11 protein-coding genes and 1 pseudogene are annotated in these 12,508 nt (G+C 45.4%); 8 read left to right on the forward strand and 4 right to left on the reverse strand.

The window, feature by feature from the left end; translation table 11 throughout:
• Positions 1 to 211 precede the first annotated feature (211 nt).
• Both NFR99_RS09755 and NFR99_RS09760 read left to right on the forward strand, forming a co-directional pair.
• A complete protein-coding gene (locus tag NFR99_RS09755) occupies positions 212 to 469 on the forward strand; it encodes a type II toxin-antitoxin system Phd/YefM family antitoxin (protein ID WP_251353510.1) in 258 nt (85 codons plus the stop codon).
• Positions 462 to 791 (forward strand): type II toxin-antitoxin system RelE/ParE family toxin, encoded by a 330-nt coding sequence (locus tag NFR99_RS09760; RefSeq protein ID WP_251353511.1) that lies wholly within the window; start codon positions 462 to 464, stop codon positions 789 to 791. The genes NFR99_RS09755 and NFR99_RS09760 overlap by 8 nt, the downstream gene beginning before the upstream one ends.
• Before the next feature lie 112 nt (positions 792 to 903).
• Here NFR99_RS09760 and NFR99_RS09765 read toward each other — a convergent pair whose 3' ends face one another.
• From NFR99_RS09765 to NFR99_RS09775, 3 genes are read right to left on the reverse strand one after another with little or no spacing between them, the layout of a single operon-like run.
• On the reverse strand, positions 904 to 1,722 hold the full coding sequence (locus tag NFR99_RS09765) for a tyrosine-type recombinase/integrase (RefSeq protein ID WP_330642182.1): 819 nt from the start codon (positions 1,720 to 1,722) through the stop codon (positions 904 to 906).
• Entirely contained in the window at positions 1,688 to 2,632 is a 945-nt protein-coding gene (locus NFR99_RS09770) for a tyrosine-type recombinase/integrase (protein ID WP_251353512.1), read from the reverse strand. The genes NFR99_RS09765 and NFR99_RS09770 overlap by 35 nt, the downstream gene beginning before the upstream one ends.
• Entirely contained in the window at positions 2,625 to 3,824 is a 1,200-nt protein-coding gene (locus NFR99_RS09775) for a site-specific integrase (RefSeq protein ID WP_251353513.1), read from the reverse strand. The genes NFR99_RS09770 and NFR99_RS09775 overlap by 8 nt, the downstream gene beginning before the upstream one ends.
• Before the next feature lie 176 nt (positions 3,825 to 4,000).
• On the opposite strand from NFR99_RS09775, the pseudogene NFR99_RS09780 reads away from it, so the two are divergent.
• From NFR99_RS09780 to NFR99_RS09795, 4 genes and pseudogenes are all read left to right on the forward strand, one after another.
• Positions 4,001 to 4,216 (forward strand): annotated as a pseudogene (locus NFR99_RS09780) (transposase domain-containing protein); the annotation flags it as partial.
• A 212-nt stretch (positions 4,217 to 4,428) separates the two neighbouring features.
• A complete protein-coding gene (locus NFR99_RS09785) occupies positions 4,429 to 6,144 on the forward strand; it encodes a L,D-transpeptidase family protein (RefSeq protein ID WP_251353514.1) in 1,716 nt (571 codons plus the stop codon).
• A 21-nt stretch (positions 6,145 to 6,165) separates the two neighbouring features.
• Complete coding sequence (mutY, locus tag NFR99_RS09790; RefSeq protein WP_251353515.1) at positions 6,166 to 7,206, forward strand: A/G-specific adenine glycosylase; 1,041 nt, start codon at positions 6,166 to 6,168, stop codon at positions 7,204 to 7,206.
• Positions 7,207 to 7,266: 60 nt separating this feature from the next.
• A complete protein-coding gene (locus NFR99_RS09795; protein ID WP_120484713.1) occupies positions 7,267 to 8,283 on the forward strand; it encodes a glycosyltransferase family 2 protein in 1,017 nt (338 codons plus the stop codon).
• On the opposite strand, the gene NFR99_RS09800 is transcribed toward NFR99_RS09795, so the two are convergent.
• Complete coding sequence (locus NFR99_RS09800) at positions 8,276 to 9,190, reverse strand: diacylglycerol/lipid kinase family protein (protein WP_120484712.1); 915 nt, start codon at positions 9,188 to 9,190, stop codon at positions 8,276 to 8,278. The genes NFR99_RS09795 and NFR99_RS09800 overlap by 8 nt on opposite strands.
• A gap of 168 nt (positions 9,191 to 9,358) precedes the next feature.
• On the opposite strand from NFR99_RS09800, the gene NFR99_RS09805 reads away from it, so the two are divergent.
• Both NFR99_RS09805 and pdxR read left to right on the forward strand, forming a co-directional pair.
• Complete coding sequence (locus tag NFR99_RS09805) at positions 9,359 to 11,023, forward strand: glutamine--tRNA ligase/YqeY domain fusion protein (RefSeq protein ID WP_251353516.1); 1,665 nt, start codon at positions 9,359 to 9,361, stop codon at positions 11,021 to 11,023.
• A 7-nt stretch (positions 11,024 to 11,030) separates the two neighbouring features.
• On the forward strand, positions 11,031 to 12,425 hold the full coding sequence (gene pdxR / locus NFR99_RS09810) for a MocR-like pyridoxine biosynthesis transcription factor PdxR (RefSeq protein WP_251353517.1): 1,395 nt from the start codon (positions 11,031 to 11,033) through the stop codon (positions 12,423 to 12,425).
• Positions 12,426 to 12,508 lie beyond the last annotated feature (83 nt).

Consider the following 12,508-nt stretch of genomic DNA (forward strand, 5'->3'; position numbering starts at 1 on the left):
AGTCTGCCCATTTTTGTGGATAAATCGATTGATTTCACGGGAACTGGTTCAAGGATTTGTAGTATCGAGCATTTTTAGATGCTCATGAATAATTCAGGGTTAGGAATATCCTGATTAAAATAATTATTTTGCTACTTGTAAAATATACAAGTTTTGTTTATAATGAAAATTGAGATAGAATATTGATAAAATTATGATAAGGAGAAGAGCAATGATACAGATAAAGCCAGTTTCCGATCTTAGAAATAAATTCCCTGATATAGAAAAAATTGTAAATTCCGGCGAACCAGTGTATTTAACTAAAAATGGGTATGGCGCTATGGTGGTACTAAGCCTTGAAGAATATTCCAAACTGACGGATGGGGCAGAAAATGCCATGGATGAAGCGGATCTGGCAGCAGAAAGTGACAGCAGGCGTTATACGCATAATGAGGTTTTTGAGGGACTTAGAAGGAGAGTAAATGGCTGATACAAAATATATTTTGCGGTATTTGCCATTATTCTATGAGGAATTAGAAGAAAAAGTGGTTTATATTGCCAAAACATTAAAAAATCCGCAGGCTGCAAATAATCTTCTGGATTTAGTTGAATCGGCTATCTTAGAGCGTTTGCCAAATGCAGAGTCTTTTGAGCCGTACCATTCATTGAAAGAGAGGAGATATCCATATTATCGCATCTATATAAAGAACTTTGTGATTTATTATGTCGTGGTTGATGATAAAGGCCCGAAGAAAATTATGGAAGTTAGGCGCTTTCTATACAATAGGCAGAACCGTGATGCCAATATATAGTGGGATGAAATGTGTATGGTTATAGAAAACAAGGGGGATTTTCAAAATATTATGTAAGAATGTGTTGATTTTGGCTGAGCATTGGGGAAAAATGGCAGATGTGCAATTCCTGCTATATTTTATTCTTTAAAAGTGATGGAGATAGTACTGCGGCTCTTGCTGAAATGACGGTTATCCTTTGTCCAATACCAGATCTCGTCATTGGTGCTTTTGCCCTGCTTTGAATCAGATAGTCATCTTGGCTTAAGCACTGCATTGTTATATATTTCTTAATAAATGATGCAGTGGTCTTCCATATGGGTGTGATGCGTTCTTTTCTTCCTTTTCCCATAAAGCGGATGGATGATGTTCCATCCATGCTCAGGGTAATATCACGGAGCTGGATATTTATAAGCCCTGAAGCCCGGCATCCTGTATTATACAAAACCATAAGCATCATCTTATCTCTCGCTGATACTATGTCCGAGCCGTCACATGTCCCGAGCATAGATTCATACTCGTTCTTTTTAATAAATGTCATTACCGGTTTTTCTGTCTTCTTTGCAGGAAAAGCCAAGGCCTTGCGGATACTATTCGTGTATTCCGGAGCTTCTATTGCAGCATATCTCAAAAAGGATTTAATTGCGGAAATCCGAAGGTTGATTGTAGAAGAACTGCATTTCCGGTCGTTCTCAAGGTATTCTGCAAACGCATTCAGGTGGTCAATAGAAAAATGCTCCATTTCTACATCATCAGGTTTCACATGATATACACCACTGATGAACCCGAGATATAAGGAGAAACTGTCCCTGTAAGAAGAAATCGTCTGTGGTGACACATTCCTTTGGGAAATCATATAGGATAAAAAGTATTTTTCCAGCAGTGGGGCAAAAGAACACAGTTTTGATTTATCACATTTAACCATTGTCATGACCTCCATAAATGTTTTCATATTTACGGGAAGACATATCCAGCAGCTCAGGTGTTGCAGACAGATACCAATACGTATCTTCCGGATGATTATGCCCCATATATGTGGATAATAAATATAACTTAGCATTTACATCTATATCCTGCTCAAGCCATTCAAGGACAGTCCTGGACGCAAATGTATGACGGAAATCATAAAGTCTGGCTTTATCATAACCAGAATCACTGACATCTATGATGCCTCGAATCTTCCGGAATGCGTATTCCAGGGCATCACGTTTTAATGGTCTTCCTCTGGTAGTTATAAAAAAGCTTGGTTCTCCAATAGCATTAGTGGACAGTACTTCTACTTTCTGACGATAGTTTCGCAGTTCAGCAGTAACCTCTGGCTGTATGGGAATCAACCTGTCTTTATTGAACTTACTACTATGGATAAAAATCAGGTTGTTTGTAAAATCCACATCCGCCACTTTAAGATTTATTAGTTCAGATGTCCGAAGACCTGTTGCCCAAAGCAATCCGATTGCCGTTTTTACTGTTAAAGAACGGATGCCGTCTGGAGCATACAGTTTATCACAACATTCCATAAGGCTACATGTTTCCTCGAGCGAATATATATGAGGTCGGACTCGGTTGTGTGGATTCCCATACGGGAGTTTTGGCATTATTTCGGATTCCGGATCAAATGCATTTGCATAGTCAGCAAATGACTTTATTGGTTCGTACCGGCGGCCTTTTGTGACCAGAGAAGGATTTTCCCCAAGTTCACACCACTGAAAAACAATCTGACATGTCAGCGCCCCATTATATCCTGTTTCTATCGTGTATCTGGCAAATGCCTTTAAATATACGGCTTCTCCGACTAACTGGAAACCAAGTCCATGCTTGTATTCCAGATAAGCTTCAACCAAAGAAGATATCCTATTACTCATGATTCATCCTCCTTGGCCAGGATGATGTAACTTTCTTTAAAGAATCCACATCGATCCTTACATATGCTTTGGTAGCAGAAACAGAAGAATGGCCTAAAAGATCAGCAACGGTTTTCATGTCGTTACCTGCATTATATAAACGCGACCCCATAGTTCTCCGCAGCGCATGTGTTCCGACGTGCCAACCACTAATCCCGTTTTTTTCATATAGACGGCGTATCGAACTTCTTATGTTTTCAGTTGATGCAGGTAATTCCATCTGGCGTTCGGATTTGAAGAACAGCTTATTTCCCAAACTTTTAGGACGGGCATGCATCACGTACTCCTCGAGAGCTTTTCCCAATGTCGCTGAAACAGGGAGTTCACGCTGACTTCGAGTCTTTGTTGACCGGATGATTATCGTACCGCTGTGCCATAGGATATCTTCCATTTGCAAGTTCGCAACCTCACTGCATCTGAGACCGAGTTCTGTAAAGCAGCACAGTATCAACCGATCCCTAAGCCCTATAGGTGTCTTTGGGAAGGTGTAAGTTTCAAGTTTCTTCTGCTGTTCAGCAGAAAGAATGATGGGAAGACTGCCGCCTTTACTCCATGCTGTGACTGACAACGGAAGATTAAGTATAGAATGATGCACCAGCTGGTCATTATACTCCAGAAAACGAAAGAAACGTCGGATTGCCGTTACAGTAACACCCAAGCTTGCAGTACGTAACTCAGACCTCTCTGCATCAAGATACGCAACGATATCATCTGCCGTAAAATCTGACCAGTCAACTTTTGCAGGTTCAGGAGCAAGTATCTTCATAAAAGCTTTAACCTCCCGTATTGCTGCCAGTGTAACCGGTTCTGTAAGATGAAGAAAATCTCTGCAATAGCTTCCGTATTGTTCCATGAGAGGATCATACATATCTTTTGGGATGCACTGTTTCCGATATTCTTTTATGTGTATTCCCGTTTTCATGAAGAAAAAAGAACTGAGTGATGCCCGGGCAGAAGCAAAAGATGTCCGATTAAGGACAGCTTTCTTCAATGATAGGGCATTGTCAATAAAAGACAGCAGATCCCTCGGATTATCCGTTTCAGGCGGTTCCTCCAGATCGCTTATCAGGCGTACATAACTATTAACAGTGCCTTTCGTATGGTTTTGCTCCTGTAGAAAGTTCAGAAACATTTCAATAGTTGTTTGTTGCATTTTTGCATCTACCTCCTTTAAATTGGTAGATACATCATAACGTGTATTTTAGATTCTATATACAATTATGTTCTGTTTATTGTGGTGCCGCGTAAGCAGTTTTAAAAGCCTATGCGGCACTACAGAACATAATCTGATACAGAGCATAATTCTTTTTATGTTCTGTAGAACATAAAAAGAAGAACTGGCTGTTCAGTGATTCTGTCTCTGGAGCCAATGCCAGCGCTGTAGTTTATACAATGGTTGAGATGGCAAAGGCGCACGGCCTGAACATTTACGGATATCTAAAATTTCTGCTGGAACGTCGGCCAACGAAAGAGATGACTGATGCTCAGCTGGCAGAGCTTGCACCCTGGAGTCAAAAACTCCAATCTATCAAAAATCGCATGTGAATTATAGTGAATTACTCCAACTCGCAAAGGGCTGGATTCTTTGCCTAAATTTACGCATTCTTACGGACTTTGCAGCAAGTGCAAAGTCCTGGGCTGAACTGTTACAAAAAATTTGCTGAAAATTAGAAAAAGTGCTTTCTCATTCGTTTATATGATGATATCATAGAAGGAAATGGCGTAATGATTATAGAACATGAGGTCAGAGGGAAAGAATGGGAAAAGGAAAGAAAAAGCATAAGAAAAAACAAGGTGAGATAAACAATCAGCCGGAAACAGTGAAGGAAGTAAAAGCGAAAGCGCTGCCTCCCAAGGGGCAGGCAGAAACGGTAACAGAACAGACAATACATCCCCGGAAGGAAAAGGAAACAGAGAAGCAGGAAGTTCAGCCGCGGGAAGAAAAAGAAACCGTGGTAGAGGAAAAGAATCAGCCTGCGCCAGAGACAGAAAAAGAGACATCAGAAAAAACAGCAGGAAAAACGGAAGAAACACCGATAGAAGAACCTGAGGAAGAGGTTCAGGCGGAAGGTGCAAAGGTATTTCCGTGGAAGAAGTTCTGGATGATTTTCGGCGGCAGTGTGTTTGGGGTAATGCTTGTGGTTTATGTGGCAGGCATGATTTATCTGCATGATAAGTTTCAGCCGAATACCAAGATTAACGGGCTGGATGCGTCTTTGTATACGGTAGAGGAGATGGAGCAGCAGATTTCTGATATGGTGGGAACGTATGAATTGAAGATTGAGGAGCGCGGCGGGACTGAAGAAATCATCACAGCAGACCAGGTGGGCTATCGGTATGTGCCGAAAGGCGAGGTACAGGGCTTTAAGGACAGTCAGAAGCTTTATTTGTGGCCTTTGTCTTTGTGGGAGGACAGTGAATTTGTGTTTGCGTCCAGTACCGAGTTTGATGAGGAGAAGCTGGGCGAGGCGATAAAAGCGTTGAAGTGCTGTGATAAGAAATTGGAAAAAGAGCCGACAGACGCTTATATGAAATTCAACGGAACGACCTATGAGATAGCAGAAGAGACGCAGGGGAAGAAAGTAAAGAAGAAAGTGCTGAAGAAGGTGTTGGGTGAAGCGATTTCGAAAAGTGAGGATGAGCTTTCACTGGAGGCGATGGACTGCTATGCCAAGCCTGCGGTTACGAAGAAAAATAAGGCGCTTAACAGGCTTACGAAAAATATGAACCGTTTTGCAAAGACGGAGCTTATCTATAAGTTTGGAGAAAAGCGTGAAGTATTGGACGGAAGCATCATACGGAAGTGGCTTTCTTATGATGAAAATGGGGAGGTTACTCTTGATGAGGAGAAGGTTGCGTTGTACGTGGACTATCTGGCAGAGGAGTATGATACTTACAGAAAACCGAGGGCGTTTACGACTTATGATGGTTCTGTAGTGACTGTCGAGGGTGGTTCTTATGGATTTCTGATTGACCGTGAAGCGGAGACTGCAGAGCTGACGGAGCTAATCCGCAGCGGCGCCCGGAGGACGCGGGTGCCGGTTTACGCGCAGGCTGCCGTAAGCCGCGTAAACAGTGATTTGGGCGTAGACTATGTGGAAGTAGATATGACAAATCAGTGGGTATGCATGTACATAGACGGAGAGAAAATCCTGGAAACGGACATGGTTTCAGGCACTTACACGAATCCGTCAAGACGTACGCCGCCGGGGACTTATACGCTTTATTGGAAGAAATCTCCGGCTGTGTTAAAGAGCGACAAGCCGGGCGACAGCTATGAGAATCCGGTAACATACTGGATGCCGTTTAACGGGGGCATCGGGCTTCATGACGCGAACTGGCGCGGCAGTTTTGGCGGTTCGATTTATATGTACAGCGGTTCCCACGGCTGTATTAATCTTCCAACAAGCGCGGCGAAAGTGATTTATGACAATATTTATAAAGGGATGCCAATAATCTGCTATTATCGGTAGATACTAAGTGAGGTTGCAGCTATGCTGAAAGAAATCATAGAACCGCTGTTGGACTGGTATGATGCAAACGCCAGGGTTCTGCCCTGGCGGGAAGAACCTTCGCCCTATCGGGTATGGGTGTCGGAGATTATGCTCCAGCAGACTCGGGTAGAGGCGGTAAAACCGTTTTTTGACAGGTTTCTGGAATCCCTTCCCGGGGTAAAGGAGCTGGCAGAATGTCCGCAGGACAGGCTGCTGAAGCTATGGGAAGGGCTGGGATATTACAACCGGGTGCGGAATATGCAGAATGCGGCCCGGGTTGTGATGGAGAAATATGACGGCCGGATGCCGGAGAATTATGAAGCGCTTTTAGAACTGCCCGGAATCGGGCGCTACACAGCGGGTGCGATTTCTTCGATTGCTTTCGGGATTCCGGTTCCTGCGGTGGACGGGAATGTGCTGCGGGTGATGTCACGGCTGACAATGGATGAGGATGATATTTTGAAGCAGTCGGTAAAGAGCCGATGGGAGAGGGAAATCGGCGTGATGATGCCGCAGGACAGGCCGGGTGCGTTTAACCAGGCACTGATGGAGCTGGGAGCAGTAGTCTGTGTCCCGAATGGGACAGCGAAATGCGGGCAGTGTCCGTTAGAAGCTTTCTGCATGGCGAGGGAAGCAGGAAGAATCCGGGATTTTCCGAAAAAGGCGCCTAAGAAACAGAGAAAAATTGAAAAGCGTACGGTGCTCATCCTCCTGGCAGGGAACAGAACGGCAATCTGCAAAAGACCGGAGAACGGGCTGCTGGCAGGACTGTATGAGCCGCTTAACCTGAAAGAGCATCTGTCGAGAGAGCAAATTTTGAACTATTTGAAGGAGAGACATATCTCGGCGCTCCATATTCAGGAAGCAGAGGAGTCAAAGCATATTTTCAGCCACAAGGAATGGCATATGGCGGGATATATTGTAAAGGTTGAGGAACCTTTAGGGAGAGAGACAGACGATATTATATTTGTGGAACGTGAGGAGAGAAAGAAAAACTACCCTATTCCATCAGCGTTTAGGGCATATATGAAATACATGTAGTGTGCCTGGGGCATGGCAGCCAAGGCGGCGCATGGGCAGTATAGGAGGTTAAGATTAAAAATGAAAATATTGTCAGTAGCAATCCCTTGCTACAATTCAGAGAAGTACATGGAAAAATGTATAGAGTCCCTTCTTCCCGGCGGTGAAGATGTGGAAATACTGATTGTGGATGACGGCTCGAAAGACAGGACGGCAGAAATCGCAGATGCATATGAGAAGAAATATCCGGGAATCGTAAAGGCAATCCACCAGGAGAACGGCGGCCACGGCGAGGCAGTGAACACAGGGCTTAGAAATGCCACAGGGCTGTATTTTAAAGTGGTGGACAGCGACGACTGGGTGGATGCTTCGGCATATCCTAAGATACTCCATGCACTGCGGGAGCTGGCAGGAGGTCCGCAGACAGTTGATATGGTCATTAGCAATTTTGTTTATGATAAAGTTGGGGTGAGGCGTAAGAAGGTGATGCAGTACCGCGCGGCTTTTCCGAAAGAGAAAGTATTTGGATGGGAGCAGGTACGTCATCTGCGTATCGGGCATTATATTTTGATGCATTCCGTGATTTACCGGACGAAGCTTCTGCGGGAATGCGGGCTGGTGCTGCCAAAACATACTTTTTATGTGGATAATTTGTTTGTGTTCCAGCCGCTGCCTTATGTGAAAAATATGTATTATATAGATGAGACATTTTATCACTATTTTATCGGACGGGAGGATCAGTCGGTAAATGAAGTGGTGATGATTGGGAGAATTGACCAGCAGATCCGGGTAAATAAGCTTATGATTGATATTCTGGCAGGACAGAAGATTGCGGATAAAAAGCTGCGGAAATATATGATAAATGATTTGGATATCATTACAACGGTGTCCTCCATCATGCTGATTCGCTCAGGCACGAAGGAGGCGCTGGAGAAGAAAAAGGAGCTGTGGCAGTATCTGAAAAAGGCAGATTTTGCACTTTACTATAAGCTGCGGCGGGGGATTATGGGGCGTACTATGAATCTTCCGGGAAAATCAGGGCGTAACTTGTCAGTAGCGGCGTATAAGATTACACAGAAATTCTTCGGATTTAACTGATAAACTTTAATTTGGAATCCAACAGCGATACCGTTATTGTATTTCGGAAGTGAAAGGACTCTCCGTCCGCATGGACAGCCAGCGGGCGGGGAGTTTTTATATGTGCTTCGCGGCATCGGTAAATATGTACTTCTTCAATGCTTGTATGCCTGCCGGAAAATGCGGAAGGGAGTACACGGAGGAACTTTAGCTTGGGGACTTTTTCAACCAGGCACACGTCCAGGAAACCGTCATCCGGCAGCGCGTCCGGACACATCTGAAAACCGCCGCCCTCGTATTTGGTGTTCATGAAGGCGCAGAAAAAGATTCGCGGGAAAGAAAATGCGCGTCCGTCATCGAAAGCCAGTTTTGCCGGGGTGCCTTTTAGAAGCATAATCTGCTTTAGGGCAATGCCCAGATAAGTGAGCTTTCCCAGATGGAACCGGTTCAGCAGCTTTTTCAGACGGGAGGAAAGCGCTTCGTGGCAGACCGAGGCATCGAAGCCGACGCCGGAGCTGACAAAAAAACGCCGGGAATCTTCACCGCTTTGGATGCATCCCACGTCCAGGGCGTGTATGTGTTCCGGATTTAGCAGCAGAGCAAGTGACTCTTCCGGGGCGTCGGGAAGGTTCAGGGCTCTTGCCAAATCGTTGCTGGAACCGGTAGGGATATAGCTAAAGATGGTGTTTTCGAAATCACAGATGCCGTTCAATATTTCATTTGCCGTGCCGTCTCCTCCCAGGGCGGCAAGTATGAGGGGTTCGTGCCGGGAGGTGATAGCCTGTGCAAAGCGCACTGCGTCGCCGGATTTCCTGGTGAAATATACTTTATATGGGAGATTCTGCTTTTTAAGAAGAGCGGCAATCATTTTCCACTTTTTCATGCCGGAACCGGAGCCGGCAGAAGGGTTTACAATAAAATAATACATAGGGGGTCTCCTTGTGTGAAATAATAATAAGAGTGTATCATTTTTGGCGGACTCTGGCAATTCTAAGATTGTCAATTATCCTGGTTTATGCTAAGATAGTAGCCAAAGCAATTTTTGAAAAGGCCGGAAGGCCTGTTTATAAGAGAAAAGGAAATCAGGAGGCGCGTTATGGAAAATGAAGTAGTTTCCAAAAACTTTATTGAGCAGATCATTGAGAAGGATTTGGCGGAAGGACACTGCGATGCAGTATGCACCCGTTTCCCGCCGGAACCAAACGGTTATCTGCATATAGGACATGCTAAGTCGATTTTACTGAACTATGGGCTGGCACAGAAATATAACGGAAAGTTCAATATGCGTTTTGATGACACGAACCCCACAAAAGAGAAATCCGAGTTCGTGGAGTCTATCAAGGCGGATATCCAGTGGCTAGGAGCCGACTGGGAGGACAGGCTGTTTTTTGCATCAGATTATTTTGGACAGATGTATGAGGCAGCGGTAAAGCTGATTAAAAAAGGCAAGGCGTATGTATGCGATTTGACAGCAGAGCAGATTCGTGAATACAGAGGAACGCTTACCGAGCCGGGAAAGAACAGCCCGTACCGGGACAGGAGTGTAGAAGAGAATCTTGAGCTGTTTGAAAATATGAAAAATGGCGTTTACCAGGATGGGGAGAAGGTACTTCGTGCAAAGATTGACATGGCTTCTCCGAACATTAATATGCGTGACCCGATTATTTACCGTGTGGCGCATATGCATCACCACAGAACCGGGGACGCCTGGTGTATTTATCCGATGTATGATTTTGCCCATCCGATTGAAGACGCGATAGAGGGTGTGACGCACTCGATCTGTACGCTGGAGTTTGAGGATCACAGACCGCTCTACGACTGGGTGGTACGTGAACTGGAGTATGAGCAGCCCCCGAAGCAGATTGAGTTTGCGAAACTGTACCTTACGAATGTGGTGACCGGAAAACGCTACATTAAGAAAATGGTAGAGGACGGCATTGTGGACGGCTGGGATGATCCAAGGCTGGTGTCGATTGCAGCGCTGAAACGCCGTGGGTATACGCCGGAGTCTATCAAGATGTTTGTAGAATTGTGCGGTGTGAGCAAGGCACAGAGTTCTGTTGATTATGCGATGCTGGAGTACTGCATCCGTGAAGATCTGAAGCTGAAAAAGCCCCGTGTCATGGCGGCTCTTGACCCGGTGAAACTGATTATTGACAACTATCCGGAAGGACAGATTGAGTATCTGGATGTGGATAATAATCTGGAGAATGAGGAATTAGGCAAGCGCAAGGTTCCATTTTGCCGGGAGCTTTACATTGACAGGGAGGATTTCATGGAAGAGCCGCCGAAGAAATATTTCCGGCTGTTTCCGGGCAATGAAGTGCGACTGATGGGAGCATATTTTGTAAAATGCGTAAGCTATGAGAAGGATGCAGACGGAAAGATTACGGAAATCCACTGCACATACGACCCGGAGACGAAGTGCGGCACAGGATTTACCGGAAGGAAGGTAAAGGGAACAATCCATTGGGTGGCAGCGCCGACGGCTTTGAAAGCGGAAGTGCGTCTTTATGAAAATATTATTGATGAGGAACAGGGCGTTTATAACAAAGAGGACGGAAGCCTGAACCTGAATCCAAATTCGCTGGAAATCAGGCAGTGTTTTGTAGAGCCAAGCCTGGCAGATGCAAAGGCGTATGACAGTTTCCAGTTTGTACGCCAGGGATATTTCTGTGTGGATGCGAAGGATTCAAGGCCGGACGCTCTGGTATTTAACCGCATCGTATCGTTGAAAAGCTCTTTCCGCCTGCCGAAATAGGAGTGTTATGAATGAGTTAACAATCAGCCTGGATGCGAAAGCGTCCAAGCCGCTGTATGAACAGATTTATGGTTATATTAAGAAGGAAATCGAGAGCGGAGGGCTGCCTTTTGAAGAAAGGCTGCCCTCTACAAGAATGCTGGCGAAGCATCTGCAGGTGAGCCGCAGCACGGTAGAACTGGCGTATGAGCAGCTTTTGTCAGAAGGATATATCGAAGCCGTTCCCTATCGCGGGTATTTTGTGTGCCAGCTGGATGGTTTGGTACGTCTGGAAAGACAGACGGCGGCAGAAGAGGTACGTCAGGCAGAGAAAAAAGAGCGGTATGTATATGATTTTTCTCCTAATGGTATCGCGTTGAACAGCTTTCCGCACAATATCTGGAAAAAGCTTTCGCGGGGGATTTTGATGGAAAATGACGATGAGTTTTTCCAGCTGGGCCACCCGCAGGGAGAAGAATTCCTGCGGATGGCAATAGCTTCGTATCTTCATCATGCAAGGGGTGTTTCCTGTACGGCAGAACAGATTATTGTGGGTGCGGGGAGCGACTATCTGTTGATGCTTTTGTTGAATATCCTGGGAAACCGCCGGGTGGTAGCGATGGAAAACCCTACTTACAAGAGAGCGTACCGTGTTCTTCAGTCCATGACGAAATCCATGATTGCGATTGGGATGGATCAGAGCGGAATGGATGTCGGGGAGCTTTCCGGGAGTGAGGCGGATATTGCGTACGTGATGCCGTCCCATCAGTATCCTATGGGAATTGTCATGCCTGTGAGACGGCGGATGCAGCTTCTGGAGTGGGCGGCGAAAGCAGAAGAGCGGTACATTATTGAGGATGATTATGATAGTGAATTCCGCTATAAGGGAAAGCCCATTCCGGCGCTCCAGGGCTTTGACGCCAGGGGGAAAGTAATTTATCTGGGAACCTTTTCACGGGCAATTGCGCCTTCTATCCGAATCAGCTACATGGTTCTGCCGAAAGCATTGATGAAGTTTTACCAGGAGCGGGGGCGCATTTTCTCTTCCACTGTGTCAAAGGTAGACCAGATGATTATTGCAAGATTTTTAAAGGAAGGGTACTATGAGCGCCATTTAAACAGGATGCGTGCATTGTATAAAAGCCGCCATGATGTGCTGTTAGAGGAGATGGGCGGCTTTTTGGATATATGCAGTGTGTCCGGGGAACATGCGGGTGTTCATGTGCTGCTGCATTTTACAAATGGCATGAGTGAGGCGGAGGCTGTCAGAAAAGCAAAAGAAGCAGGCGTAAAGGTTTATGGGCTGTCAGACTACTGCATCGGGCATGAACCGGAGGAAGCGACCGTAATCTTGGGATATGCAAATATGGAAGAAGAGGAAATACGGAGCGCGGCGGAGCGCCTGCGGAGGGCGTGGAAATAACAGAAGAGAGCACAGATAGTTTACGCCGAAACAGCAAAAATGTGGTATAATGCTTTTACGAAAAGAAAAGGAGTTGTTTTAGT

The organism is Hominisplanchenecus murintestinalis, assembly GCF_943193015.1.
In the GTDB taxonomy this organism is placed as follows: Bacteria; Bacillota; Clostridia; order Lachnospirales; family Lachnospiraceae; genus Hominisplanchenecus_A; species Hominisplanchenecus_A murintestinalis.